The organism is Streptomyces sp. PSU-S4-23, assembly GCF_055632315.1.
Window position 1 is genome coordinate 5,855,444 of the sequence record NZ_JBVMUU010000002.1, and the last position, 24,495, is coordinate 5,879,938.

The 24,495-nt window shown below is 71.7% G+C and carries 24 protein-coding genes and 1 pseudogene; 13 read left to right on the forward strand and 12 right to left on the reverse strand.

Annotation, left to right across the window (positions count from 1 at the left end; translation table 11 throughout):
* Positions 1 to 368 precede the first annotated feature (368 nt).
* The 4 genes from ACZ79I_RS26860 to ACZ79I_RS26875 all read left to right on the forward strand — a co-directional run bounded on the left by ACZ79I_RS26860 (position 369) and on the right by ACZ79I_RS26875 (position 5,071).
* A complete protein-coding gene (locus ACZ79I_RS26860) occupies positions 369 to 1,649 on the forward strand; it encodes an extracellular solute-binding protein (RefSeq protein ID WP_471500197.1) in 1,281 nt (426 codons plus the stop codon).
* Between the two features lie 75 nt (positions 1,650 to 1,724).
* Positions 1,725 to 2,711, forward strand: a complete 987-nt coding sequence (locus ACZ79I_RS26865; protein ID WP_471500199.1) for a carbohydrate ABC transporter permease — start codon at positions 1,725 to 1,727, stop codon at positions 2,709 to 2,711.
* The gene (locus tag ACZ79I_RS26870; RefSeq protein WP_471500201.1) at positions 2,708 to 3,568 is read left to right on the forward strand and encodes a carbohydrate ABC transporter permease; all 861 of its coding nucleotides are present in this window, start codon (positions 2,708 to 2,710) and stop codon (positions 3,566 to 3,568) included. Before ACZ79I_RS26865 ends, ACZ79I_RS26870 begins: the two co-directional genes overlap by 4 nt.
* A gap of 9 nt (positions 3,569 to 3,577) precedes the next feature.
* A complete protein-coding gene (locus ACZ79I_RS26875) occupies positions 3,578 to 5,071 on the forward strand; it encodes a glycoside hydrolase family 3 protein (protein ID WP_471500203.1) in 1,494 nt (497 codons plus the stop codon).
* Positions 5,072 to 5,096: 25 nt separating this feature from the next.
* Here ACZ79I_RS26875 and nagB read toward each other — a convergent pair whose 3' ends face one another.
* A complete protein-coding gene (gene nagB / locus ACZ79I_RS26880) occupies positions 5,097 to 5,882 on the reverse strand; it encodes a glucosamine-6-phosphate deaminase (protein WP_471500205.1) in 786 nt (261 codons plus the stop codon).
* Between the two features lie 277 nt (positions 5,883 to 6,159).
* Here nagB and ACZ79I_RS26885 point away from each other — a divergent pair.
* Together ACZ79I_RS26885 and ACZ79I_RS26890 are read left to right on the forward strand one after the other, a co-directional pair.
* Positions 6,160 to 6,768 (forward strand): annotated as a pseudogene (locus tag ACZ79I_RS26885) (TetR/AcrR family transcriptional regulator); the annotation flags it as partial.
* Between the two features lie 510 nt (positions 6,769 to 7,278).
* Entirely contained in the window at positions 7,279 to 8,745 is a 1,467-nt protein-coding gene (locus ACZ79I_RS26890) for a sensor histidine kinase (RefSeq protein WP_471505235.1), read from the forward strand.
* Between the two features lie 192 nt (positions 8,746 to 8,937).
* Here ACZ79I_RS26890 and ACZ79I_RS26895 read toward each other — a convergent pair whose 3' ends face one another.
* Positions 8,938 to 9,195 carry a WhiB family transcriptional regulator gene (locus ACZ79I_RS26895; RefSeq protein WP_003992873.1) on the reverse strand — a complete coding sequence of 86 codons (258 nt, stop codon included), beginning with the start codon at positions 9,193 to 9,195 and terminating at the stop codon, positions 8,938 to 8,940.
* A gap of 319 nt (positions 9,196 to 9,514) precedes the next feature.
* Positions 9,515 to 10,483 (reverse strand): diacylglycerol/lipid kinase family protein, encoded by a 969-nt coding sequence (locus tag ACZ79I_RS26900; RefSeq protein WP_471500207.1) that lies wholly within the window; start codon positions 10,481 to 10,483, stop codon positions 9,515 to 9,517.
* Between the two features lie 137 nt (positions 10,484 to 10,620).
* On the opposite strand from ACZ79I_RS26900, the gene ACZ79I_RS26905 reads away from it, so the two are divergent.
* Positions 10,621 to 11,070, forward strand: coding sequence for a hypothetical protein (locus ACZ79I_RS26905; RefSeq protein WP_471500209.1), 450 nt, complete (start codon positions 10,621 to 10,623; stop codon positions 11,068 to 11,070).
* A 65-nt stretch (positions 11,071 to 11,135) separates the two neighbouring features.
* Here the strand turns inward: ACZ79I_RS26905 and ACZ79I_RS26910 are convergent, their stop codons facing one another.
* The 3 genes from ACZ79I_RS26910 to ACZ79I_RS26920 form a co-directional block, all read right to left on the reverse strand.
* Positions 11,136 to 12,257 carry an RNA polymerase sigma factor SigF gene (locus ACZ79I_RS26910; protein ID WP_471505237.1) on the reverse strand — a complete coding sequence of 374 codons (1,122 nt, stop codon included), beginning with the start codon at positions 12,255 to 12,257 and terminating at the stop codon, positions 11,136 to 11,138.
* A 17-nt stretch (positions 12,258 to 12,274) separates the two neighbouring features.
* Positions 12,275 to 12,688 (reverse strand): ATP-binding protein, encoded by a 414-nt coding sequence (locus tag ACZ79I_RS26915; protein WP_055492491.1) that lies wholly within the window; start codon positions 12,686 to 12,688, stop codon positions 12,275 to 12,277.
* Positions 12,689 to 12,958: 270 nt separating this feature from the next.
* A complete protein-coding gene (locus ACZ79I_RS26920; RefSeq protein ID WP_471500211.1) occupies positions 12,959 to 13,219 on the reverse strand; it encodes a UBP-type zinc finger domain-containing protein in 261 nt (86 codons plus the stop codon).
* A gap of 62 nt (positions 13,220 to 13,281) precedes the next feature.
* On the opposite strand from ACZ79I_RS26920, the gene ACZ79I_RS26925 reads away from it, so the two are divergent.
* Positions 13,282 to 14,874 (forward strand): Na+/H+ antiporter, encoded by a 1,593-nt coding sequence (locus ACZ79I_RS26925; RefSeq protein ID WP_471500213.1) that lies wholly within the window; start codon positions 13,282 to 13,284, stop codon positions 14,872 to 14,874.
* Between the two features lie 18 nt (positions 14,875 to 14,892).
* Here ACZ79I_RS26925 and ACZ79I_RS26930 read toward each other — a convergent pair whose 3' ends face one another.
* Positions 14,893 to 15,816 carry a 1-aminocyclopropane-1-carboxylate deaminase/D-cysteine desulfhydrase gene (locus ACZ79I_RS26930; protein WP_471500215.1) on the reverse strand — a complete coding sequence of 308 codons (924 nt, stop codon included), beginning with the start codon at positions 15,814 to 15,816 and terminating at the stop codon, positions 14,893 to 14,895.
* A gap of 375 nt (positions 15,817 to 16,191) precedes the next feature.
* On the opposite strand from ACZ79I_RS26930, the gene ACZ79I_RS26935 reads away from it, so the two are divergent.
* From ACZ79I_RS26935 to ACZ79I_RS26945, 3 genes are all read left to right on the forward strand, one after another.
* Positions 16,192 to 17,598 carry a family 2B encapsulin nanocompartment shell protein gene (locus ACZ79I_RS26935; RefSeq protein WP_471500217.1) on the forward strand — a complete coding sequence of 469 codons (1,407 nt, stop codon included), beginning with the start codon at positions 16,192 to 16,194 and terminating at the stop codon, positions 17,596 to 17,598.
* 126 nt (positions 17,599 to 17,724) lie between these two features.
* A complete protein-coding gene (locus ACZ79I_RS26940) occupies positions 17,725 to 18,849 on the forward strand; it encodes a family 2 encapsulin nanocompartment cargo protein polyprenyl transferase (protein ID WP_471500219.1) in 1,125 nt (374 codons plus the stop codon).
* A 203-nt stretch (positions 18,850 to 19,052) separates the two neighbouring features.
* A complete protein-coding gene (locus ACZ79I_RS26945) occupies positions 19,053 to 19,652 on the forward strand; it encodes a GNAT family N-acetyltransferase (protein ID WP_471500221.1) in 600 nt (199 codons plus the stop codon).
* Between the two features lie 538 nt (positions 19,653 to 20,190).
* Here ACZ79I_RS26945 and ACZ79I_RS26950 read toward each other — a convergent pair.
* From ACZ79I_RS26950 to sodN, 4 genes are all read right to left on the reverse strand, one after another.
* Positions 20,191 to 20,940, reverse strand: a complete 750-nt coding sequence (locus ACZ79I_RS26950) for a VOC family protein (RefSeq protein WP_471500223.1) — start codon at positions 20,938 to 20,940, stop codon at positions 20,191 to 20,193.
* 99 nt (positions 20,941 to 21,039) lie between these two features.
* Positions 21,040 to 21,456 carry a VOC family protein gene (locus tag ACZ79I_RS26955; RefSeq protein WP_471500225.1) on the reverse strand — a complete coding sequence of 139 codons (417 nt, stop codon included), beginning with the start codon at positions 21,454 to 21,456 and terminating at the stop codon, positions 21,040 to 21,042.
* A gap of 9 nt (positions 21,457 to 21,465) precedes the next feature.
* Positions 21,466 to 21,897, reverse strand: coding sequence for a helix-turn-helix transcriptional regulator (locus ACZ79I_RS26960; protein WP_471500227.1), 432 nt, complete (start codon positions 21,895 to 21,897; stop codon positions 21,466 to 21,468).
* 220 nt (positions 21,898 to 22,117) lie between these two features.
* Positions 22,118 to 22,513, reverse strand: a complete 396-nt coding sequence (sodN, locus tag ACZ79I_RS26965) for a superoxide dismutase, Ni (RefSeq protein ID WP_471500229.1) — start codon at positions 22,511 to 22,513, stop codon at positions 22,118 to 22,120.
* A gap of 145 nt (positions 22,514 to 22,658) precedes the next feature.
* Here sodN and sodX point away from each other — a divergent pair, with 145 nt between their 5' ends.
* Entirely contained in the window at positions 22,659 to 23,093 is a 435-nt protein-coding gene (gene sodX, locus ACZ79I_RS26970; RefSeq protein ID WP_471505240.1) for a nickel-type superoxide dismutase maturation protease, read from the forward strand.
* On the opposite strand, the gene ACZ79I_RS26975 is transcribed toward sodX, so the two are convergent.
* Positions 22,976 to 23,626 carry a CGNR zinc finger domain-containing protein gene (locus ACZ79I_RS26975; protein ID WP_471500231.1) on the reverse strand — a complete coding sequence of 217 codons (651 nt, stop codon included), beginning with the start codon at positions 23,624 to 23,626 and terminating at the stop codon, positions 22,976 to 22,978. The two genes, sodX and ACZ79I_RS26975, sit on opposite strands and share 118 nt — an antisense overlap.
* Before the next feature lie 101 nt (positions 23,627 to 23,727).
* Between ACZ79I_RS26975 and ACZ79I_RS26980 the strand changes: the two genes are divergently transcribed.
* On the forward strand, positions 23,728 to 24,495 hold the full coding sequence (locus ACZ79I_RS26980) for a class I SAM-dependent methyltransferase (RefSeq protein WP_471500233.1): 768 nt from the start codon (positions 23,728 to 23,730) through the stop codon (positions 24,493 to 24,495).

Genomic DNA, 24,495 nt, shown 5'->3' on the forward strand with positions numbered 1-24,495 from the left:
TCGTGGCACGGCTTCACGGGGGCGGATGCCCCCGGACGCTTCGTGATCCCCGTTACGCGGCCGGGGATCCCCTCTGTATACCGTCGGCGTCCCGGATGGTCTAGTCCACCCCGTCCATGTGGTCCAGTCGGACCCGCCCCTCCGGACCGTGCCCGTTTTTGCTGGGTTCCTACTTAAAGGTCCTTGCATATGTAGGTCCCGTAACGGACGCCGGGAGCGCTCCGTGCACCCTTGACACACCTATTGGTCTGGGCCAAGCTCCCCGGTACTGGTCTACACCATTGGTCCAGTCCCGGCCCCACGTGCCGTACTCGTCGTCAGTCGCCGCGGGGACAAGGGGGGTTTGTGGCATCCCTGAGGAGGGTGGCGTGAAGCGCAAGCTGACAGCCGCGATCGGTATCGCGGGAATGATGGTCTCCATCGCGGCGTGCGGGGGCGGTGACGGCGGGTCCGGGGACGAGGGAGCGGACGCCAAGGAGCTCACCGTCTGGCTGACGGTCGACGCGCAGAACAACTGGCCGGCACTGGTGAAGGCCGCCGACGACGCGCTGGTGAAGAAGCACCCCGGTCTCACGATCAAGCACGAGTACTACGGCTGGCCGGACAAGAACACCAAGCTCGACGCGGTCCTCGCCACCGACAAGGCCCCCGACGTGGTCGAGATGGGCAACACCGAGATGCTCGGCTACATGGTCAAGGGCGCCTTCGCCCCCGTCGACCCGGCCACGTTCGACAACTCCGCCCAGTGGCTGGACGGCCTCAAGGCGTCGGTGACGTACGACGGCAAGACCTACGGCGTCCCGTACTACGCCGGCGGCCGCGTCGCCAACTGGCGCAAGGACATCGCCGCTTCGGCCGGTGTGAAGACGCCCCCGAAGACGTACAAGGAGCTGACCGCCGCCCTGGACAAGATCCAGAAGCGGGAGGGCGGCACGTTCAACGCCTGGTACCAGCCGACGCGCGACTGGTACGCGGCCATGTCCTTCGTCTACGACGCGGGCGGCTCCATCGCCACGGAGGAGGGCGGCCGGTGGAAGGCCGGCCTCTCCTCGCCCGAGTCCCTCAAGGGCCTCACCGAGTTCAAGACGATCGTCGACAAGTACATGCACGGCGACAAGACCAAGGACGAGTCCGACCGCTACATCGTCTACGGCCAGGGCAAGTCCGCCATGATCTTCGGCGCCGCGTGGGAGGGCGCGACGGCGGCCGACCCGAAGAACGACAAGACCGGCAAGCTGAAGAACAACCTCGAGAACTTCGTGATGCCCGGTCCGTCCGGCAAGAACATTCCGGTCTTCCTGGGCGGTTCGGACCTCGCGATCCCCGTGAAGTCCAAGGCGCAGGCGCTGGCCGCCGAGTGGATCAACGCCTTCACCGGCTCCGGGGGGCAGAAGGGCCTGATGGCCAAGGGCAACCTGCCCAACAACAAGACCGACCTCGCCACCCTGAAGAACGACCCGGCGACGGCGGTCCCGGCCACCGCGGCCGAGTCCAACTGGTTCGTCCCGATGGCACCGGGCTGGGGCCAGGTCGAGAAGGCGCAGATCCTGCAGACCATGCTGCAGGCCATCGGCACCGGCAAGAAGTCGGTCGAGGCCGCCGCGAAGGACGCGGACGCCGCCATCGACAAGGTCATCAACACCAAGTGACGGCAGCGCGGGGCCCGTTGACCCGGGGGGTGTTCGGGGCGGGCCCCGCACCGTACGGCCGCTGAGGAGCGCGCGATGAGTGCCGCAGACACGACCACCCCTGCCAAGCTGCCGCCGCCGCGGCCGGCGCCGCCACCGGACGCCGTCGTCAGGCCGCGCAGACGGCGGACGCCGGGCGGGTCCGCCGTCCCCTGGGCGCTGCTCGCCCCCTGTCTGCTGGTCCTCGCCCTGGTGATGGGCTATCCGCTGGTGCGCCTGGTCACCCTGGCCTTCCAGAAGTTCGGCCAGTCGCAGCTGTGGGGCTTCCAGCCCCCCGAGTCGGTCGGCCTCGCCAATTTCACCGGCGTCCTCGGTGACGGCGAGTTCTGGGCGGTCGTGGTGCGCACGATCCTCTTCGCCGCCGGCTCGGTGGTCTTCACCATGGTCGCCGGCATGCTGATCGCGCTGCTGCTCCAGCGGGTCTCCGGCTGGGTGAAGACGCTCGTCAACATCGTGCTCGTAGCCGGCTGGGGCATGCCGGTCATCGTCGCGACCACGGTCTTCAAGTGGCTCTTCGACTCGGACTACGGCGTCTTCAACGCGCTGCTCAGCAAGCTGCCCGGGGTCGACATGATCGGCCACAACTGGTTCGCGAGCGGCCCCCAGGGGCTGGCCGTGATCATGCTGCTCGTGGTGTGGGGCGCCGTCCCGTTCGTGGTGATCACGCTCGGCGCCGGCCTCACCCAGGTCCCGAAGGAACTCCAGGAGGCGGCACGGCTCGACGGCGCGGGCTCCTGGGGCGTCTTCCGCCATGTCACCCTGCCGGTCCTCAAGCCGGTCGTCGTGATGCTCACCACCCTGTCCGTCATCTGGGACATGGGCGTCTTCCCGCAGGTCTTCGTGATGCGCGGCGGCCACCCCGAGGCCGAGTTCCAGTTGCTCACCACGTACTCGTACGACAAGGCGTTCGTCGTCAACGACTACGGGCAGGGCTCCGCGATCGCGCTGCTCACCGTGCTGCTGCTGCTCGGCGTCGTCGCCGTCTACATGCGTCAGATGCTGAAGATCGGAGAGGTGGAATGAGCGCGACGGCGCTGTCCGGGCGCACCGCCGCCCGCCGCCGGGAGACCTCAAGGCTCGGCTGGAACCTCCTCGGCCTGCTGGTCTTCGTCACCGCGGGCTTCCCCGTCTACTGGATGGCCGACACCGCCTTCAAACCGGCGAAGGACGCCATCGACCCGGACCCCAGCCTGCTGCCGACCGCGGTCACGCTGGCCAACTTCCGCCGCGCGCTGACCATCGCGGACTTCTGGGGGCCGGTCGCCCGCAGCCTGATCGTGTCGTTGTCGGTGGTCGTGATCGGCATCGTCGTCGGCATGCTGGCCGCGCTCGCCATCTCCCGCTTCGCCTTCCGCGGCCGGAAGATCGTTATCGTGGGCATCCTGGCGGTCCAGATGATCCCGCTCGTGGCCATGATCATCCCGGTTTTCCTGCTCCTCAACGACCTCGGCCAGTACGACAGGCTGTCGGGCCTGATCATCACGTATCTGACCTTCATCCTTCCGTTCACGGTGTGGACCCTGCGCGGCTTCATCGTCAACATCCCGCGCGAGCTGGAGGAGGCGGCGATGGTGGACGGCTGCTCACGCACCGGCGCCTTCCTGCGCGTGGTCTTCCCGCTGCTCGCCCCCGGCCTGGTCGCCACGTCGGTCTACGGCTTCATCCAGGCGTGGAACGAGTATCTGTACGCCCTGATGCTGATGAGCCAGCAGAACCAGACCGCGACCGTCTGGCTGGGTAACTTCACCACCAAGCACGGCACCGAGTACGCCCCGATGATGGCCGGTTCCACGATGATGGCGGTGCCGATCGTCGTCCTCTTCCTCCTCGTCCAGCGCAAGATGGCCGCGGGTCTCACCGCGGGCGCCGTGAAGGGATAACGCCACCCGATGACGACATTCGCCAGCGGTACCGAGACCCTCACGCGAGACGCGCTGACGGTCCTCCAGCCCGGCTTCACCGGCACCACCGCCCCCGACTGGCTGCTGCGCCGCCTCGGCGAGGGGCTGGCGTCGGTGGGCCTGTTCGGCCGGAACATCGCCTCGCGCGAACAGCTCGCCGCCCTGACCGCGCAGCTGCGCGCCGAACGCGACGACGTGCTCGTCGCGATCGACGAGGAGGGAGGCGACGTCACGCGCCTGGAGGTGAGGACCGGGTCGTCCTTCCCCGGCAACCACGCCCTGGGCGCGGTGGACGATGTGCGGCTGACCCACCGGGTGGCGCACGAACTCGGCCGCCGCCTCGCGGAGTGCGGGGTGAACCTGAACTGGGCGCCCTCGGCCGATGTGAACTCCAATCCCGCGAACCCGGTGATCGGCGTACGGTCCTTCGGAGCCGACACCGCGCTGGTGGCCCGGCACACCGCCGCGTACGTCACCGGCCTGCAGTCCGCCGGTGTCGCCGCCTGCACCAAGCACTTCCCGGGGCACGGCGACACCGCCGTGGACTCGCACCACGCGCTGCCGCGCATCGACGCGGAGCCGCCGGTGCTCCAGGAGCGCGAACTGGAGCCGTTCCGCGCGGCGATCGCCGCCGGCACGCGCGCGGTGATGACCGCGCACATCCTGGTGCCGGCCCTGGACCCGGACCGCCCCGCGACGCTGTCCCGGAAGGTACTGACCGAGCTGCTCCGCGGCGAACTCGGCTACGACGGCCTGATCGTCACCGACGGCATGGAGATGCGGGCGATCGCCGGGACCTACGGCATCGAACGCGGCAGCGTGCTCGCCATCGCGGCCGGCGCGGACGCCATCTGCGTGGGCGGCGGCCTCGCGGACGACGAGACGGTACGGCGGCTGCGGGACGCCCTGGTCACGGCCGTCCGCTCCGGGGAACTGGCCGAGGAGCGGCTCGCGGACGCGGCGGAACGCGTGCGGGTGCTGGCACGGTGGACGGCTGCGGCGCGGCCGCAGGAAGCCGCACCGCAGCCGGCCGCCGGCACCGACGTCGGCCTGGTCGCGGCCCGGCGCGCACTGACGGTCACCGGCGCGGAGGGCTTCGTCCCGCTCAGCGAGCCGCCGTACGTCGCCGCCCTCACCCCCGTCGCGAACATCGCGGTGGGCGACGAGACCCCCTGGGGCGTCGCCGCGGAACTGCTCCGCCTGCTGCCCGGCACGGAGACGGGCAGCTTCGCGGGGCAGGAGGCCGGACGGGCCGCGCTGGACGCCGCGGGCGGGCGGCGGATCGTCGCGGTGGTCCGGGACGAGCACCGCCACTCCTGGATGGCCTCGGCCCTCGACACGCTCCTCGCGGAACGCCCCGACACGATCGTGGTCGAGATGGGTGTTCCACAGTCCGCACCCCGCGGCGCCCTGCACATCGCCACGCACGGCGCGGCGCGGGTGTGCGGGCGGGCGGCAGCCGAGGTCCTCGCGGGCGGGTAGCCGACCGCGAGGAGCCGGGCGGACCCTAGATGCCCTGCCAGTCGGGCTTGTGGGCGTAGGTGTGCCGGAAGTAGTCGGCGAGCTTCAGCTTGGTGGCGGCGGCCTCGTCGGCGACGACCGTGGCGTGCGGGTGGAGCTGCAGCGCGGAGGCCGGGCACACCGCCGCGACGGGGCCCTCGACCGTCGCGGCGACCGCGTCCGCCTTGCCCTCGCCGGTCGCCAGGAGCACGAGGTGCCGGGCCTCCAGGATGGTTCCGATGCCCTGCGTGATCACATGGTGGGGCACCTGGTCGACGTCGCCGCCGAAGAAGCGCGCATTGTCGATCCGGGTCTGCTCGGTCAGCGTCTTGATCCGCGTCCGCGAGGCGAGCGAGGAGCACGGCTCGTTGAACCCGATATGGCCGTCGGTCCCGATCCCGAGCAGCTGGAGGTCCACGCCGCCGGCCGCGGCCAGCGCCCTGTCGTACGCCTCGCAGGCGGCCGGCACGTCCCGCGCGGTGCCGTCGGGGCCCATGAACGCGTCCATGCCGATGCCGAGCGGCTCCAGCACCTGGCGCCTGAGCACCGAGCGGTACGACTCCGGATGGTCGGCCGGCAGCCCCACGTATTCGTCGAGCTGAGCGATCCGTGCCCGCGAGGTGTCCACGGCACCGGAGCGCGCCTTGGCCGCCAGCGCCTCGTACACGGGCAGCGGGGTCGAGCCGGTGGCCACCCCGAGCAGGGCGTCGGGCGTGCGCCGGAGCAGGTGCGCCATGGCCTCGGCTATGAGCTCGCCACCCGCCGTGGCGTCCGGAACGATGACAACTTCCACGCTGGGCCTGCCGATCTGAAGAGGGGCTCGCCTGGGAACCGAACGAGAACATGTGGTATAGACCAATCTAGCAGAGGCGGCCCTCCCTGTGGAGTACCGGGCAGGTGGGCGAACCGCCCGTCGTGTCCGCCTGCTCGCGTCCGCCCGGTCGCGTCGTCCTGCCCGTGAGCGCACCCATGACGATGTCCCCCTCCGGAATTCTCTATCGATCGATACAGAAAAAGAGCGTAGTGCAGGAGAGGGCGTTTTCTCTAGCAGCCGCTATAAAATCCACCCCATGGTGAACCGCCAGGGGAAGGAGGCCCGGCCACGGGGCCGGCCCCGATCCTTCGACCGTGCGACCGCGCTGGAGAAGGCCGTCCTCGCGTTCTGGGAGCACGGCTACGAGGCCACGTCCGTCTCCGACCTCACCCATGCGATGGGTATCGGCGCCCCCAGCCTGTACGCGGCCTTCGGCGACAAGCGGTCGCTGTTCGAGGAGGCCGTCCGCGTCTACGGCGACCGGTACGGCTCCTTCAGCGACCGTGCCCTCGCCGAGGAGCCCACGGCGCGCGGCGCGGTCGAACGCATACTGCGCGAGGCGGCCGACGTCTACACCGCCCCCGGTCATCCGCACGGCTGCCTCGTCCTCCACGCCGCGACCAACTGCGCGACCCCCGAAGTCGAGGAGTCCCTGCGCGCCCGGCGCAACGCCACCATCGCGGCCTTCGAGGGCCGTATCAGGGCCGGCATCGCTGCGGGAGAGCTGTCCGGGGACGCCGACGCCGGCGCGCTCGCCCGGTGCGTCGGCGCGGTCCTCCAGGGGATGTCCCAGCAGGCGCGCGACGGCGCGAGCCGGGAGGAACTGGAGGCACTCGCGGGCATCGCGATGGCATTCTGGCCACGCGCCGGAGCCGAAGCGGGCTACGCTTCTGCGGGCGGGCCGTCCGTGGCATCCGGTGAAGAGCGGACAACAAACATCCGCCGACACATGGACACATGCGGCCGGACGCTGGAACATGGTCCACGAGGTGTGGTCTAGTCCATCACGCTCGACAGCTCGACAGACAGGTACATCAAGCAAGGCGTCCGTCTCGCGACGACGAGGAGGACGCGACATACGAGCCTCCGCCTTCCCCGCACAGGAGGGCGGACCGAGGAACCGGTGCTCTCTGCCCTGACTGCCCCGGCTCCTCGACCTTCGGCCGACCGGGACCGCACACCCCACGGCCGTTGCTGCTCCGGGCTGCGGTGCCGGGAGGGTTGAGGGTCCCTCCCAGGCGCCGCGGCCCGCGGGTGTTTCCGGGCCCGGTGCGGGGTGCCGGGCGAAGCCGCCCGAGGTCCCGGGCGACGGCCCCGTTCCGGCTGTTTTCGAGCGTTGTCCGAACGCCCGGGTACCCTCGCAGACGTGCCCTCCATGAACGAACTGGTCCACCAGCACACCGCCCTCAGCGACTCCGACCTGGAGTGGCTGCACCTGCTGGTGTCGGAGTGGCAGCTGCTCTCCGACCTCTCCTTCGCCGACCTGGTCCTGTGGGTGCCCACGCGCGACGGCACGCGGTATGTGTCGGTGGCCCAGATGCGCCCCAACACCGGCCCCACCTCGTACCAGGACGACATGGTCGGCCACCTCGTCCCGCGCGGCCGCCGCCCGATGCTGGACGTGGCCCTGGACGAGGGCCGGATCGTGCGGGAGGGAGACCCCGAGTGGCGCGAGGAGGTCCCCGTCCGGGTCGAGTCCATCCCCGTGCGGCGCGAGGGGCGCGTGCTCGGCGTCATCGCGCGCAACACCAACCTGCTGACCGTGCGGACCCCGAGCCGCCTGGAGCTGACCTACCTCCAGAGCGCCTCCGACCTCGCCCAGATGATCGCGGCGGGCGCCTTCCCCTTCCCCGACCAGCAGGTCGACATGGACGCCCTGCCGCGCGTCGGCGACGGGCTGATCCGGCTGGACGCGGACGGCATCGTCCAGTACGCCTCGCCGAACGCGCTGTCGGCCTACCACCGCCTGGGCCTCGCCGCAGACCTCGTCGGTCAGCACCTGGGCAGGACCACCGCGGAACTGGCGCCGTCCCGGGGGCCGGTCGACGAGGCGCTCGCCAAGGTCGCCAGCGGCTGGGCCCCGCGTGAGTTCGAGATCGAGGCCGAGGACGGGGTGATCCAGTTCCGCGCGATCCCGCTCAAGCCCAAGGGCACGCGCATCGGTTCGCTCGTCCTGCTCCGGGACGTCACCGAACTGCGGCGCCGCGAGCGTGAGTTGATGACCAAGGACGCGACCATCCGGGAGATCCACCACCGGGTGAAGAACAACCTCCAGACGGTCGCCGCCCTGCTCAGGCTGCAGGCCCGGCGCATCGGGTCCGAGCGGGGACGGGAGGCGCTCGAAGAGGCGGTGCGGCGGGTCGGCTCGATCGCCATCGTCCATGAGACGCTGTCCCAGAACCTGGACGAACGGGTGGAGTTCGACGAGATCGCCGACCGGGTGCTCGCGATGGTCGCCGAGATCTCGCCCGGCAAGGTCACCGGCCGGCGCAGCGGCCGCTTCGGCATCCTCGACGCCGAGGTGGCGACCCCGCTGTCCATGGTCCTGACCGAGGTCCTGCAGAACGCCCTCGAACACGGCTTCCGCCCGGGGGACACCGGGACGGTCGAGGTCTCGGCGGTCCGCGGCGGCACCACCAAGGAGGCCCGGCTCCTGGTCACCGTCCAAGACGACGGGGTGGGCCTGCCCGAGGGCTTCGACCCGCGCACCTCGGGCAATCTCGGGCTGCAGATCGTGCGGACCCTGGTGGAGGGCGAGTTGGGCGGCACCTTCGACATGGTCCCGGCCGCGGAGGGCGGAACGCGGGTGATCCTGGACATTCCGGTGCAGTCCCACAAGTGAGGCCCGGGGCCCGTGGGAAGGAGCGCGGGCGCACCGCACAGCAATGAGCCCCGGACCACAAGTGGTCCGGGGCTAAAGCTCGTTGCCAGCTGTTGCCAGCGCGGCGGGGGTACTGCGCGCTGCGGCTCGGGGGCGGGAGATGCGTACTCGCTGTACGCGCCGCCAAGCTCAGGCTCGTACGGGGCGGGTGTGTCAGGCGGAGGCCTGACGGGCCCGGTTGCGAGCGGCGCGGCGCTTCATGGCGCGGCGCTCGTCCTCGCTGAGGCCACCCCAGACGCCGGAGTCCTGGCCGGACTCGAGCGCCCACTGCAGGCACTGCTCGATAACGGGGCAGCGACGGCAGACGGCCTTGGCTTCCTCGATCTGCAGCAGCGCAGGACCGGTGTTGCCGATGGGGAAGAAGAGCTCAGGGTCTTCCTCGCGGCAAACGGCGTTGTGACGCCAGTCCATGGCTGCTACCTCTCCTTGATATTACGTGCAGATTGCTTGTGAATGTGAACGCTTTCACGAATCCCCCGACAAGTGAAGGGCCGATCGTCAGGCTCGCCGACGTGGTCCTGTGAATTGAGGAGGGGTTCGGGCTCTCTGCGGGGGCCAGTGGTGCGGGCTGTCCCGAGCGCCACGTAGAGACTCGCAAACCTCAGCGGCGGATACAACCCCTTCAAGAAAGTTTTTTTTGATTCCTTGGTGTCGACTAGGTCACAGCCGTACTTCCAAGGGGTGGATCCTGGCCTAAACGTTCGACTGAAAGGACTTTGGCGCCTTCCACTCACACAATCACACGCAGTGCACGGCGTACGCCTGTGAACGTCACGCTTGTGCGCAGTCCGAGGTGGTCGCCGTCCATCTGCAGGGGCAGTCGCACCTTCGAATGCAAGGTGAACCCGGCCAGGTCATGGAGTGAGACCACATGCTTGCCGTGGGGGCCGCGCTCGGGGGACGAAGTGAGCAACTGTGTGGCATACCGGGCGATCGAGGCCGTCGACATACGGCTCAGCGCCATGACGTCCAGTCCGGTGTCGAACGAGGCCGTGGGCGACGCGTACACCGGACGGTTCCCGAGGAACGTCCATGGGGCCGTGTTGCAGATTATGGACAGCACGAGACCGGTGATCGGCTCCTCGCCGGGCCGGTCCAGGGTGATCGTGCCGTGTCTGCGGTGAGGTTCGTCCAGGAACTGGCGTACCACCTGGCGCAGATACAGCGCATGGGTCGAGCGCTTGCCCTGCTCCCGCTGCTGCTCCACCCGGCCCACGACCCCCGCGTCGAAGCCGAGCCCGGCGGTGAAGGTGAACCAGCGGGAGGGCACCGCCTCGTCCTCCGTGCCCGGGGTGCCGGCGGCGAGACCGAGGCCGACCGTGCGCTCGCGGTTCTCGCGCAGGGCGTCGAGGATCACGCCGGTGGCCTCCACGGCGTCGTTGGGCAGGCCGAGGGCGCGCGCGAAGACGTTGGTGGAGCCGCCGGGGACGACGGCGAGGCGGGGCAGCCGGTCGGGGTCGGGGCCGCGGTGCAGCAGGCCGTTCACGACCTCGTTGACCGTACCGTCGCCGCCGAGGGCCACGACCAGGTCGATGTCCTCGCTGTCCGCGGCCTGGCGGCCGAGGTCCCGGGCGTGTCCGCGGTACTCCGTGGTCACCGCATCTAGCTTCATCTCGCTCGCCAGCGCGTGGGTCAAGACGTCACGGGTACGTGCGCTTGTGGTGGTTGCCGCCGGATTGACCACGAGAAGTCCACGCATGGGGTGCAGCGTACCTACTGAGGGGTACCTGACCCAGACCGAGGTAGGGATCGGGTAAGAGATCGGACGGCGGTGTCGGCCGCGGGGACGGTGCCGGGGTCCGCGGCGGCCGCCGGGGCGGGGGCTACCCTTCAGGGGTGAGCGCTGAGCAGAACCCCCTCCCCGAGACCTCCGACGCCGAGCCCCGTCCCGCGCGGCTGACCGCCGCGGCGGCGCTGGCCGGCCTGGAGGGGCTCGCCCTGGTCGTGGGCGGCGTCTGGATGTGCGCCCTGGGCCTCACGGGATCCCCGGACGACCGCGGCCAGGCCGTCACCGGCGGCATCACCCTGATCGTGCTCGCGCTGCTGCCCCTGCTGGCCGCGCGCGGCCTGCTGCGGAGGCGCGGCTGGAGCCGGGGGCCCGCCGTGATCACCCAGATTCTGGCCCTGCCGGTGGCCTACAACCTGCTGCAGGCCGACAGCCTGGCGATCCCGGGCGGCATCGCGCTGGCGGTCGTCGCGGTGGCGGCCCTGGTGCTCCTGGTGAATCCGGCGACGACGCGGGCGCTCGGCATCCGGGGCCCCGGGGGCGTACAGGACCAGAAGTAGGCGTGCCGCACGCCGGCGGGGCGTCCGGCCGGGGCGACCGGCATCCCGGCCGCCCGTTGCCGCTCCTACTCCTCGACCAGCAGCTTCTCCCGCAACTGCGCCAGCGTCCGGGCCAGCAGACGCGACACGTGCATCTGTGAGATGCCGACCTCCTGCGCGATCTGGGACTGGGTCATGTTGCCGAAGAAGCGCAGGAGCAGAATCCGCTTCTCCCGCGGGGGGAGGTCCTCCAGCAGCGGCTTGAGCGACTCCCGGTACTCCACGCCCTCCAGCGCCTCGTCCTCGGCGCCGAGCGTGTCGGCGACGGCCGGGGACTCGTCGTCCGTGTCGGGGACGTCCAGGGACAGCGTCGAGTACGCGTTGGCGGACTCCAGGCCCTCCAGGACCTCCTCCTCCGAGATCGCCAGTTTCTGGGCCAGCTCGTGGACCGTCGGGGAGCGGCCGTGCTGCTGGGACAGCTCGGCCGTGGCCGTCGTCAGGGCCAGGCGCAGTTCCTGCAGCCGCCGCGGCACCCGTACGGCCCAGCCCTTGTCGCGGAAGTGGCGCTTGATCTCGCCGACGACCGTCGGAGTCGCGTACGTGGAGAACTCGACACCGCGATCGGGGTCGAAGCGGTCGACCGACTTGATCAGCCCGATGGTGGCGACCTGCGTCAGATCGTCCAGCGGCTCACCCCGGTTGCGGAAGCGGCGCGCGAGGTGCTCGACGAGCGGCAGGTGCATACGGACCAGCTGGTTGCGCAGCTCCGCGTACTCCGGGCTGCCCTCCCTCAGCTTGCGCAGCTCGACGAACATGGACCGCGCCCCGCTGCGGTCCTGTGGGTCGTGCTGTGCGCCGGCCGGCACACTCTGCTCAGCGTTTCGCTCGTGCTCGCTCATCGTCCCGCCCGTCACCCTTCCCCGCTCGCTCGGCTCCGCTCGAGCGGGGGAGGCCCCACTTCCTCCGGAGGACGTGCTCCGCGAGGCACCGTCCGCATTCCCTCGTCCCCCGTCCCGGACGCAGACCGTCTCGTCCGTGCCGGGCGGTCCCGCCTGCGCGGACGCCACGATCGCCGAAGCGTCGTCCTCCGGATGCGGACGGGCCTGCTCGGGGATGCCGTCCATGCCGTCGGCCATGCGCCGCGACCCGCCCGGTCCGACGGCGTTCCCGCCGGAAAGTTCCCGTGTGCCGCGCTCTTCGTCCCGCACCGGCCCGTCCCCGTTCGTCACGCCGGCCCGGGTCCCGCGCCGCGCTGTTTGTAGAGACTGATGGACACGGTCTTGTCGTCGGCGACCGCGGAGGAGACCTTGCCGGCCAGGGCCGACAGGACGGTCCAGGCGAAGGTGTCCCGGGAAGGGGCGTGACCGTCCGTGGTCGGCGCCGCGACCGTGACCTCCAGCGAGTCGTCGATGAGCCGGAAGACGCAGCTGAGCACCGAGCCGGGCACGGCCTGCTGCAGCAGGATCGCGCACGCCTCGTCCACCGCGATACGCAGGTCCTCGATCTCGTCGAGGGTGAAGTCCAAACGGGCCGCGAGACCGGCCGTGGCCGTACGCAGCACCGACAGGTAGGCACCCGCTGCCGGCAGCCGGACTTCCACGAAGTCCTGGGTCGCGGGCTCGCCTGCGATCTGGGACACCCTCACCTCCAAGGTGGTACAAGCTCGTTCGGGGCCGGGGGTCGCCCCCGGGGTAACGCCCTACGTGGTTCAGCGGTGACGCTATCGCGCTCCCTCGTGTCCTGTCCCCGGGACCCCGCCCCTTGCTGTCACTCATAGTAAACCTATGGATACGCACAGTGGCTAGAGGTCTGCGGGCCCAATTGGGAAGAGCGCGCGCCGCTTTGACGTACCCAGGCCCCGGACCGTCGAACCGTGCGGATCCAGGGTCACACGCGTACGGGTCCAGGGTCACACGAGTACATGGTCGACGAAGCACCAGCGCCAGTTCTCCCCCGGCTCGAAAGTACGCATCACCGGGTGGCCGCTCTCCTTGTGGTGCGCCGTCGCATGGCGCAGGGGCGAGGAGTCGCAGCAGCCCACGTGCCCGCACTCCAGGCACAGCCGCAGCTGCACCGGGTGCGCGCCGACGGCGAGGCACTCCAGGCACGTCTCGCTCCGGGGCTCGGGCTCCGGGTGCGGGAGCACCTCGACGTGCGTGCACTGTTTCATGATTGCCAGGTTACGACGGGTCCGCGGGAAGCTGCGCGAGGACGAGGGGCGGGCGGAAGAGGATGACCATACTGCCACTGTTGTTGCTGGTCGCGGGCAGCGCCGCGGTCGCCGGTGCCGCGCGGCGCACCCCCGTGCCCGCGCCGCTGCTGCTCGTCGCGGCGGGACTCGCGGTCTCGTACCTGCCCGGGGTGCCCGAGTACGCCCTGGACCCCGAGGTCGTCCTGCCGCTGGTACTGCCCCCGCTGCTGTACACGGCGGCCACCGACAGCTCGTACCTCGACCTGCGGGCGCAGCTGCGCCCCGTGGCCCTGCTGTCCGTCGGGTACGTGCTGTTCGCGACGCTGGCCGTGGGGTGGGCGGTCTACCTGCTCGTGCCGGGGCTGCCGCTGACCGCGGCGCTGGTGCTGGGCGCGGTGGTCGCGCCGCCGGACGCCGTCGCGGCGACGGCGGTCGCCCGGCGGGTGGGGCTGCCGTCGCGGATCACCACGATCCTTCAGGGGGAGTCGCTGGTGAACGACGCGACCGCGATCACCGCCTACAAGGTCGCGCTGGCGGCGGCGGTCGGTGAGGGCGCGACCTGGGTGGGCGGGGTGCGGGAGTTCCTGCTCGCGGCGGTCGGCGGGGTGGTCGTGGGCCTGCTGCTGATGGTGCCGATCCACTGGTTGCGCACCCATCTGAAGGAGGCGCTGCTGCAGAACACCCTCTCCCTGCTGATCCCGTTCGCCGCGTACGGGATCGCGGAGTGGGCGCACGCCACCGGGGTGCTCGCCGTGGTCGTCGTCGCCCTCTACCTCGGCCACCACAACTGGCAGGTGGACTTCGCGACCCGGCTCCAGGAGGAGGCGGTGTGGAAGATGGTGGCGTTCCTGCTGGAGTCCGCGGTGTTCGCCCTCATCGGGCTGCAGCTGCCGGTCGTCCTGAAGGGGCTGGGGGAGTACGAGGGCCCACGCGCGGCCTGGTACGCGATGGCCGTGTTCCTCGTGGTCGTCGCGTCGCGGTTCGTCTGGGTGTACCCGGCGGCCTTCCTGCCGCGCCTGCTGTCGGCACGCATCCGGGAGCGGGAGGAAGCCACCTGGAAGGGGCCGTTCGTCATCGGCTGGGCGGGCATGCGGGGTGTGGTCTCGCTCGCGATCGCCTTCTCGATCCCGCGGACCGTGCACGGCGGCGGTGCCTTCCCGCACCGCAACCTGATCCTCTTCCTGACCTTCACCACGGTGATCGGCACGCTGGTCGTGCAGGGACTGAGCCTGCCCCCGCTGATCCGGCTGCTGCGCCTGCCGGGGCGTGACGCCCAGGCCGAGACCCTCGCGGAGGCGAACGCCCAGGCACAGGCGTCCCGGGCCGCCGAGCGCCGCCTCGACGAGCTCCTCGACGACGAGCGCAACACACTGCCGCCCCCGCTGGCGGACCGTCTGCGCACGGTCCTCGAACGCCGCCGCAACGCGGTCTGGGAACGCCTGGGCGCGGTGAACCCGGTGACCGGCGAGACGGCCGACGACACCTACCGCCGGTTGTCCCGCGAGATGATCGGCGCCGAACGGGAGGTGTTCGTGAGACTGCGCGACCACCGGTACATCGACGACGAGATGCTCCGCACGCTGCTGAGACGGCTGGACCTGGAGGAGGCGGCGGCCTACCGGGAGACTGCGTGAGGCCGAGCGGGGCGGCCGTCAGGGGAACGGCCTCCCGGTGACCACGGCGGCCACTGCCGTTCCCGGAGGGAACGCCCCCTCCTCGGTCAGGGCGACAAGTCCGTACAGCAGCTTGGCGACATAGAGACGTTCCACCGGCAGGCCGTGGCGGGACTCGAAGTCGGACGCGAAGGCGTCGAGCTCGGGCGTCGTACGGGCGTAGCCGCCGAAGTGGAAGCGGGTGTCCAGGCTCCACTCGCCCCGGCGGCCGCCGAAGGCCCGGGCCTGCAGGGCGGCCGTGTCGCGGGCCAGGAAGTCGCCCTTGAGGACCGGGATGCCCAGGGCCCGCTGGTCCGGGGCCAGGCCCGCCGCCAGGCCCGCCAGCGTGCCCCCGGTGCCGCAGGCCACGGCGACCACGTCCGCCCGGCCGCGCAGTTCCTCACCGAGCGCGCGGCAGCCGCGTACGGCGTCGGCGTTGCTGCCGCCCTCCGGCACCACATACGCCTCCTCGGCGTCGGCCGCGCGCCGGACGGCGGCCACGGTCGCCGGATCCGACCTGCGGCGGTACGTCGACCTGTCGACGAAGTGCAGCCGCATCCCGTCGGCGGCGCACCGGGCCAGGGACGGGTTGAGCGGGCGGCCGGCCAGTTCCTGGCCGCGGACCACGCCGATGGTGTCCAGGCCCAGGAGCCGGCCCGCCGCGGCCGTCGCCCGCAGATGGTTGGAGTACGCGCCGCCGAAGGTGAGCAGCGGGCGGCCGGCCGCGGCGCGCAGGTTCGGGACGAGCTTGCGCCACTTGTTGCCGACCAGGTCCGGATGGATCAGGTCGTCGCGCTTGAGCAGCAGCCGTACACCGTGCCGCGCGAAGCGCCCGTCCTCGACGGCCCGCAACGGCGACGGCAGGCGCGGCGCCAGCGCGGCCGGGTCGAACGCTTCGGGGCGCGGCACATCGGGACGGGTCACGCCCTCATTGTCGGACACCGCGGCGGCGCGCACGCCGGCGGCGGGTCACTTCAGGCGGTCCCGGACCCGGCCCACTCGGCCGTCAGCCGCCGGCCCGGGCCACGGCCGCCTCCCCGACGGTTTGCACCGGCGTCCGGTTCGCCCGAACCCCCGTTCGCACGGTGTGCGAGCGGATCCGGCCGAGGGGCGATGGTCCGACGATCGGTGCGGCGGCAGGACGGTGGTGATCCGCTCCGGTCCGGCCGCTCGGCGAGCGCCCCAGTCTGCCCGGACCGGCCTTGATCCATTCCCGCTCTTTTGGGTAATGGCACCGGCACGTTCTGTGATGGAAGGCTTTTCCGTGCAGGTCAACGCATGATCGGGAGGGGAATGCCGATGTCGGTAGGCGAAGACGTCCGCGCGGAGGACAACAGGCCGCAGCAGAGCCTCGGCACCGCGGCCGCGCGGAAGCTGGCCACCACCACCAAGTCCGCGCCCCAGATGCAGGAGATCAGCTCGCGCTGGCTGCTGCGCATGCTGCCGTGGGTGGACGTGCAGGGCGGTACGTACCGCGTGAACCGCCGCCTGACCTACACGGTGGGCGACGGCCGGGTCACCTTCGTGAAGACCGGCGACCAGGTCGCGGTCGTCCCGGCGGAGCTGGCCGAGCTGCCCGCCCTGCGCGCCTACGACGACCACGAGGTGCTGGAGGAGCTCGCCCGGCGGTGCCAGCAGCGCAGGTTCGCGCCCGGGGACGTGCTCGCCGAGTTCGGCAGCCGGGCCGACGAGGTGTTCCTGCTCGCGCACGGCAAGGTCGAGAAGATCGGCACGGGCCCCTACGGGGACGACGCGGTGCTCGGCGTCCTGGCCGACGGCGCCTACTTCGGCGACCGGGCCCTGCTCGACCCGGACGCCATCTGGGAGTACACGGCGCGCGCGGTCACCGCCTGTACGGTGCTCACCCTTCCCCGCCGGGAAGTCGACCAGGTCGCGGCACGGGCCGGGTCCCTGGGCGAACACCTCCACAGCCGGCGCTCCGTCCCGGCACAGCCGGCCAACCGATACGGCGAGAAGGCGATCGAGCTGGCCGCGGGCCACACCGGCGAGCCGGACGTCCCGCACACCTTCGTCGACTACGAGGCCGCGCCCCGCGAGTACGAACTGAGCATCGCCCAGACCGTCCTGCGCATCCACACACGCGTGGCCGACCTCTACAACCAGCCGATGAACCAGACCGAGCACCAGCTCAGGCTCACGACGGAGGCACTGAAGGAACGTCAGGAGCACGAGCTCGTCAACCACCCCGAGTTCGGACTGCTCCACAACTGCGAGTACGACCAGCGGCTCCAGCCGCACGACGGCGTACCGGGCCCGGACGACATGGACGAACTGCTCAGCAGGCGGCGCGGCACCAAGCTGTTCCTCGCGCATCCCCGCGCGATCGCCGCCTTCGGCCGTGAGCTCAACAGGCGCGGACTCGTCCCGGAGACCGTCGACATCGGGGGCAACCGCATCCCCACCTGGCGCGGAGTCCCCATCTTCCCCTGCAACAAGATCCCGGTCAGCGAGGCCCGTACGAGCTCGATCATCGCCATGCGGACCGGAGAGGAGGACCAGGGTGTCGTCGGACTCAGGCAGTCCGGCATCCCGGACGAGATCGAGCCGAGCCTGTCCGTGCGCTTCATGGGCATCAACGAGCAGGCCGTCATCAGCTACCTGGTGACGGCCTACTACTCGGCCGCCGTCCTGGTGCCCGACGCGCTGGGGGTCCTGGAGAACGTCGAGATCGGCCGCTGGAGGTGACCCCGCACAGCGGCACGCCGTGTTCCCGCCCGCCGGCGCGGGTACACCTTGGGGGTACGCGCCCAACGGCAGCGGAAGCGTCACCGTCCGCAGACTCTTCGTCCGCAGACTCTTCGAGGCGGTCCCATGGGTGAGTTCACGGCAGAACCGAAGCAGGGCCCGATCCTGGAGGGGCCCAGACCGGCAGTCCCAGGCAGACGCCGGGGCCGGGTCCCCGGTCGTGCGGCACCGCTCGACGGGCACGAGGCCGCGGCGATCCTGGAGCGCACCCGTGCCGCGGTCGACCCGGAGTTGCGCCGGGCCGTCGACTCGCTGCCCGGCTCGATGCGCCGGATCGCGCGGTACCACTTCGGCTGGGAGCACGCGGACGGCACACCGGCCGTCGGCAACGCGGGCAAGGCGATACGCCCCGCGCTCGTCCTGACCGCGGCCCGAGCGCTCGGCGGACGGGGGGCCGCCGCCGTACGGGCCGCCGTGGCCGTCGAACTCGTCCACAACTTCACCCTGCTGCACGACGACGTGATGGACCGGGACACCACCCGCAGACACCGGCCCACCGCCTGGACCGTGTTCGGCGACACCGACGCGATCCTCGCGGGGGACGCGCTGCAGGCCCTGGCCCAGCGGCTGCTCGCCGAGGACCCGCACCCGGCGTCGGGTGCGGCCGCCGCCCGGCTCGCGGGCTGTGTGGTCGAACTGTGCGCCGGGCAGCACGCGGACACGGCCATGGAGCGGCGCGGCCCGCACGAGGTCACCCTGGACGAGGTGCTCGCCATGGCCGAGGCGAAGACCGGCGCACTGCTCGGCTGCGCCTGCGCCCTCGGCGCGCTGTACGCGGGAGCGGACGAGGCGGACGTCGAGGCACTGGACGCGTTCGGCCGCGAGCTGGGGCTCGCCTTCCAGCTCATCGACGATGTGATCGGGATCTGGGGCGACCCGCGCCGCACCGGCAAGCCGGCCGGGGCGGACCTCATGGCCCGCAAGAAGTCGCTGCCCGTGGTCGCCGCGCTCGCCGCCGGCACTCCGGCGGCCGCCGACCTGGCCGAGCTGTACCGGAGTCCGTACGACGAAGGGGACCTGGAGCGCACGGTCCTCGCCGTGGAGCGGGCGGGCGGCCGGGCCTGGGCGCAGTCCCAGGCAGACGGCCGGATCGGCCGGGCGATGCGGGAGCTGTTCCGTGCGGTCTCCGACCCCGAGGCGGCGGGCGGTCTGCTGGCCCTGGCCCAGTTCGTGACCCGGCGCAGCACCTGACCGGGCGACAGACCCCGGAGCCCCGGGCCCGCGCGGCTCCTGACCCCGCACGGGCCCGGCGGCTCCGGCCGGGCGGGCCCCGCACATCCCCACCATGTGCGGGTCCCGCCCCTTCCGCACCCGTACCGTCCCCGGCAGGGCGCGTTCCGGTTAGGCTGCAACCGGCTTACCCGGCACATCGGTTGACGCGAAGGGGCAGGCGGATGGGCGTGGCGATCCGGGCGGCGGACGAGGGCGACCGCGAGCTGGTCGTGCGGCTGCTGGACGAGGCGTTCCAGGACGACCCGGTCAGCAGCTGGATCTTTCCGGGCGAGGAGCACCGGCGCACGACTCACCACCGGCTGATGGCCGCGTTCACCGACACCGTGCTCGCCGAGGGACGCATCGACGTGACGCGGGACGGCACGGCCTGCGCGCTGTGGCTGTCCGTGCCCGCCGCCGGGCAGTCCCCGGAGGAGGACGGGGACGAGGAGGCGGTGCGGCTGCGCGAGGAGGTCGACCCGGCGAACGAACGCGTGGAGCGGATCGTCCGGCTGCTCGCGGAGTCCCACCCCGTGGACCGCGCCCACGAATACCTCTGGATGATCGGCGTGGCACCGCGCCACCAGGGCGGCGGTCTGGGCACCACGCTCATCCGGCACGTCCTCGACCGCTGCGACCGCGAGCGCCTGCCCGCCTACCTGGACGCGAGCAGCGCCCGCAGCGTCAGGCTCTACGAACGCCTCGGCTTCGCCTCCACGGGCCGCACCCTCGACCTCCCGGACGGCCCCAGGATGTGGCCGATGTGGCGCGAGCCGCGCTGACCCCGCCGCCCGGGGCGCGCCGGACCCCGCACCGCCCTACCCTGAGGGCATGGGCGGCAAGGAGCATCTCTGCCCGTCGTGCGGGAGGCCCGTCGGCACGGTCGTGCGGCGCCACAAGACGCTGGGCGCCTTCGTCCCCGTATGGCGCCCAGGACCCTGCCGGGACCCCCGGTGCCCGAGGTACCGGGAGCAGGCGCGTGAGCAGACGCCCGGGAACGCTCGTGGGCGGGAACGCGCCACGGCGTCCGGTACGGCTTCCCCCGCCGCGGCCGACGCCGCAGCCGACGCCGGGGAGAGGCGTGAAGAGCCCTGACACGGCGGCCGCCGGGACCGTAGGCCGACGGCATGCCCGAACCTCTTCAGGGCCGGGTGTGGCGGCGGAGCCCGCGCCGATTCCGCTGACCGCGGAGGTGCGCGGGACGTCCTGCGTGACGCGCGACCCCGCCGAGGGGCCGGCGGCCGTGTACTGCGCGGACCTGTCCCGGCAGGGTGTCTCGGGAAGCCTGCGGCGGGCCGGGCCGACCGGGGCCCCGGCCGTCTAGCCGGGCAGGCCCCCCGTCCACGGGTCGCGGCCCGTCAGGCAGTACGTGCCGCCCGCCGGGTCGCTCATCACCGTCCAGTGGGCGCCCCGAGCGACGAAGGAGGCACCCAGCCGCTCATGACGGGCCCGGGTCGCCTCGATGTCCGCGCACGCGACGTCGAGGTGCGCGGAGGAGGGGCGGCCGGCGCCGAGGCGTTGCAGCAGGATGCGTACGGGAAGGGCGGTGGGCGGCCTGACCACATGGAACTCCGGGAGGGAGCCGGGGTGCGACTCCCACCCGGTGAGGGCGCTCCAGAAGGCCACTTCGGCGTCGAACACCTCGGGCGCCAGGTCGAGGCACACCTGGTCGAGCCGCCCGGCCGCGCCACCGGGCTCCTCCACCACCGGCGGCCGCACCGACTCGCCGTTCCAGGGCACCGCGCAGAACAACGCGCCGCCCGGGGAACGGAGGACCGCCCACCCGGGGTGGCCGGCGACGAGGCCCGCGCCGAGCCGCCGCGCCACCGCCACGAGCGCGGGCACGTCCTCGACGACGAGATCGAGATGAGCGCCGCCGCCTGCGCGGACGGCCTGCGCCTTCAGGCAGGCGTCCCCCGCCTCCGGTGCGAGCGTCACGAACTCGTTCCGCTCGCCCCTGGGCGGGGACGGACTGGTCCGGGTGACGGCGGCCCAGAAGTCGAGGGCCGGGCCGAACCCCTCGACGGGCCGGTCGATGAAGGCGTACGTCCAGCGGATCGGCTGGCTCATCAGGCACTCCTCGGCAGACGGTGCACGGCGCCCGTACCGTCTCCCGCCCCGGGCGGATCATGCAACGGTGTTTCCGCCCCGGGCGCCCGCGCCCGCCCGTCAGGTGCCGTGGCGCTCCGTGAAGCGCAGCAGGTTGCCCGCGGGGTCGCGGAAGGCGCAGTCCCGCAGTCCGTACGGCTGGTCCATGGGCTCCTGCACGACGTCCGCGCCGGACGCCTGGACGCGGGCGAAGAGGGCGTCGCAGTCCTCGGTCGAGAAGATGACGCCCCTCAGCATGCCCTTGGCGAGCAGCTCCGCCATCGCCCGGCGGTCGGCGGGGGAGGCGTCCGGGTGTGCCGCCGGGGGTTCCAGGACGATCTCCACGTCCGGCTGGAGCGGTGAGCCGACCGTCACCCAGCGCATCCCCTCGAAGCCGACGTCGTTGCGGACCTCCAGGCCCAGGACGTCCCGGTAGAACGCGAGCGCCTTGTCGTGGTCGTCCACGGCGATGAAGCACTGCGAGAGTTTCAGGTCCATGGCGCCACGCTATAGCTGAGCCCGCGGATCCGTCCGGGTATCGCCCGGCCGGCCGCGCCGGGGCCGTGTCAGGCCCTTCGCCACGCACGGCGGTATCGCCGCCCCCTGCTCGTGCGACCGCGCCCGGTACGCGCTCGGCGTCTCGCCCACCAGCTCCGTGAAGCGCGAGCTGAACGACCCGAGCGAGGCGAACCCGACGGCCATGCAGACCTCCGTCACCGTCAGATCGCCGCGCCGCAGCAGCGCCTTGGCGCGCTCGATGCGGCGGGTCATGAGATAGCCGTACGGTGTCTCCCCGTAGGCCGCGCGGAAGCTGCGCTGGAAGTGCCCGGGCGACATCAGCGCGGTGCGCGCCAGCGCCGGCACGTCCAGCGGCTGCGCGTACTCACGGTCCATCCGGTCACGGGCCCGCCGCAGCCGTGCGAGGTCCTCCAGGTCCATGCCCTCAGCATCGCACGGGCAACCGACAACGGACCTGAGCCGGCGCCCGCTGCACCTGCGCCGGAGGATCCGGTGGAGGGAGCCGGTCGGTTCCTCCGGGACATCGAAGAAGACCGCACCCGGACCGTCAGGGACGCCGTTCTCGGCGGCCTGCGGGCCGGGTGCGGCCGGGGAGACACTGCGAGCAAGGCGACTGCAGGTCAAAGGGCATGACGCAAGATCAGGCCTTCTTGGTCTCCCAGAAGATCTTGTCGATCTGGGCGATGTAGTCCAGCGCCTTCTGGCCCGTCGCCGGGTCCTTCGACGCCTTGGCGGCCGACAGCGCCTTGAGGGTGTCGTTGACGAGCTGGTGCAGCTCCGGGTACTTCTCGAAGTGCGGGGCCTTGAAGTAGTCGCTCCACAGCACCGAGACGTGGTGCTTGGCGAGCTCGGCGCGCTGCTCCTTGATGACGGTGGCCCGAGCCTGGTAGTGCGCGTCGTCGTTGGCGGCCATCTTCTCCTGGATGGCCTTCACCGACTCCGCCTCGATGCGAGCCTGGGCAGGGTCGTACACACCGCAGGGAAGGTCGCAGTGCGCGCTGACCTTGACCTTGGGGGCAAACAGGCGGGAGAGCATGAAGCTGTCCTTCCTCGTGATCGTCTTCTCAGGTGGGACATTACTCCGTAGGGGACGGGTTTTCGCGAGTGCCCCCATGGGCTTACGACAAAAGTCCAGGGTGAGACTGGGACTGGTGGAGGATCGGACCGGGGAGGTGCCGGTGATGCCGGAGCTGTCGCAGGAGACCGAGCGCACGAGGGCCCTGCTGCCCTTCGGGGCGGCCGAGGTGACGGGACCGTCCATGGTGCCCACGCTGCAGCACGGGGACCGGCTCCTCGTCCAGTACGGGGCGCGTGTCCGGCCGGGCGACGTGATCGTCCTGCGGCATCCCTTCCAGCAGGATCTGCTCGTCGTCAAGCGCGCCGTGGAGCTGCGCGAGGGCGGCTGGTGGGTGCTCGGCGACAATCCGTACGCGGGCGGGGACAGCACCGACTACGGAACCGTTCCCGAGGAGCTTGTCCTCGGGAAGGTGCGGCTGCGCTACCGGCCGTTGGGGAGCGGCCGGCGCTCCGCGTTCGCGCTGGTGCGCTGGGCGCTGTCCGCCGCCCGGCCGGTGCTGCCCGACCGGTCGGCCTCCAGGCGCTTGCGCGCTCGGTAGGCGGCCACGTTCGCCCGCGTGGCACAGCGGTCCGAGCAGTAGCGCCGGGAGCGGTTGGTCGAGGTGTCGAGGAAGGCGTTGCGGCAGGGAGCGGCCTCGCACAGGCCCAGGCGGTCCACGCCGTATTCGGTGAGGTGGAACGCGAGCCCCATCGCGGCGATCGCCGCGTAGCCCGCGGTCGCGTTCGACGGGTGGTCCGCCAGGTGCATGTGCCACAGCGGGCGGCCGTCGCCGTCCCGGTAGTCGTGCCCGGAGATCTGCGGGCTCACCGGGAACTCCAGGAGCAGCGAGTTCAGCAGGTCCACCGCGAGCGTCTCGTCGCCCTTGTCCGCCGCCTCGAAGACCGCCCGCAGCCGGGCGCGGACCGAGCGGAACCGGGTCACGTCCGCGTCGGTGGCCCGGCGGGCCGCCGACTGGTTGCCCCCGAAGAGGCCGCGGACGGCATCCACCGAGGTGAGCGAGTCCTTGCCCCGGGCCGGTTCCTCGCTGTTCACGAGGCGCACGGCGTAGTCCGAGTAATAGGCCAGTTCCACTTGTAGTCCTTACTGGGGCGCTCTATGGTCGGAGGTGCGGTCGCGTAACGGCTGATCGTGCTTCCAGGGTATTACGTGGCGTACGTGAGGGAGGGGCGGCGATGACGGACACGCGCACCACGAGGGGGACCGACTGGCGGGCCTGGCAGGAGAGCTGGGACCGCCAGCAGGAGTGGTACATGCCCGACCGCGAGGAACGCTTCCGGATCATGCTCGACATGGTGGAGGCGTTCGCGGGCACCGAACCCCGCGTGCTCGACCTCGCCTGCGGCACGGGCAGCATCACCGCCCGGCTGCTCGCCCGCTTCCCGAACGCCACCAGCACCGGCGTCGATCTCGACCCCGCCCTGCTCGCCATCGCGCGCGGCACGTTCGAGGGCGACGACCGCGTCACGTTCGTCGAGGCCGACCTCAAGGACCCCGATTGGCCCGCACGCCTGCCGTACGGCGTGTACGACGCGGTGCTCACCGCCACGGCCCTGCACTGGCTGCGCACCGGCCCCCTCGAGGCCCTCTACGGTCGGGTCGCGGACCTGGTCCGCCACGGCGGCGTCTTCATGAACGCCGACCACATGATCGACGACACCACTCCCCGGATCAACGCGGCCGAGAGCACCCTGCGGCATTCCCGTATGGACCAGGCCATGCGCAAGGGCGCCCTCGACTGGGCCGAGTGGTGGCAGCTGGCCGCCCAGGACCCCGTCCTCGCCGCGCCGACCGCCCGCCGCTTCGAGATCTACGGTGCCCACGCCGACGGCGAGATGCCCTCCGCCGCCTGGCACGCGCGCGTGCTGCGCGCGAAGGGCTTCGCCGAGGCCCGCCCGGTGTGGTGCTCGCCGTCCGACACGCTGCTGCTCGCCCTCAAGTGA

Bases quoted from the DNA above. Each gene is read 5' to 3' on its own strand.
- ACZ79I_RS26865 (WP_471500199.1), top strand. From the start codon at position 1,725: ATGAGTGCCGCAGACACGACCACCCCTGCCAAGCTGCCGCCGCCGCGG.
- ACZ79I_RS26870 (WP_471500201.1), top strand. From the start codon at position 2,708: ATGAGCGCGACGGCGCTGTCCGGGCGCACCGCCGCCCGCCGCCGGGAG.
- ACZ79I_RS26875 (WP_471500203.1), top strand. From the start codon at position 3,578: ATGACGACATTCGCCAGCGGTACCGAGACCCTCACGCGAGACGCGCTG.
- ACZ79I_RS26890 (WP_471505235.1), top strand. From the start codon at position 7,279: ATGAACGAACTGGTCCACCAGCACACCGCCCTCAGCGACTCCGACCTG.
- ACZ79I_RS26895 (WP_003992873.1), bottom strand. From the start codon at position 9,195: ATGGACTGGCGTCACAACGCCGTTTGCCGCGAGGAAGACCCTGAGCTC.
- ACZ79I_RS26900 (WP_471500207.1), bottom strand. From the start codon at position 10,483: ATGCGTGGACTTCTCGTGGTCAATCCGGCGGCAACCACCACAAGCGCA.
- ACZ79I_RS26920 (WP_471500211.1), bottom strand. From the start codon at position 13,219: ATGAAACAGTGCACGCACGTCGAGGTGCTCCCGCACCCGGAGCCCGAG.
- ACZ79I_RS26925 (WP_471500213.1), top strand. From the start codon at position 13,282: ATGACCATACTGCCACTGTTGTTGCTGGTCGCGGGCAGCGCCGCGGTC.
- ACZ79I_RS26935 (WP_471500217.1), top strand. From the start codon at position 16,192: ATGTCGGTAGGCGAAGACGTCCGCGCGGAGGACAACAGGCCGCAGCAG.
- ACZ79I_RS26940 (WP_471500219.1), top strand. From the start codon at position 17,725: ATGGGTGAGTTCACGGCAGAACCGAAGCAGGGCCCGATCCTGGAGGGG.
- ACZ79I_RS26945 (WP_471500221.1), top strand. From the start codon at position 19,053: ATGGGCGTGGCGATCCGGGCGGCGGACGAGGGCGACCGCGAGCTGGTC.
- ACZ79I_RS26950 (WP_471500223.1), bottom strand. From the start codon at position 20,940: ATGAGCCAGCCGATCCGCTGGACGTACGCCTTCATCGACCGGCCCGTC.
- ACZ79I_RS26955 (WP_471500225.1), bottom strand. From the start codon at position 21,456: ATGGACCTGAAACTCTCGCAGTGCTTCATCGCCGTGGACGACCACGAC.
- ACZ79I_RS26960 (WP_471500227.1), bottom strand. From the start codon at position 21,897: ATGGACCTGGAGGACCTCGCACGGCTGCGGCGGGCCCGTGACCGGATG.
- sodN (WP_471500229.1), bottom strand. From the start codon at position 22,513: ATGCTCTCCCGCCTGTTTGCCCCCAAGGTCAAGGTCAGCGCGCACTGC.
- sodX (WP_471505240.1), top strand. From the start codon at position 22,659: ATGCCGGAGCTGTCGCAGGAGACCGAGCGCACGAGGGCCCTGCTGCCC.
- ACZ79I_RS26980 (WP_471500233.1), top strand. From the start codon at position 23,728: ATGACGGACACGCGCACCACGAGGGGGACCGACTGGCGGGCCTGGCAG.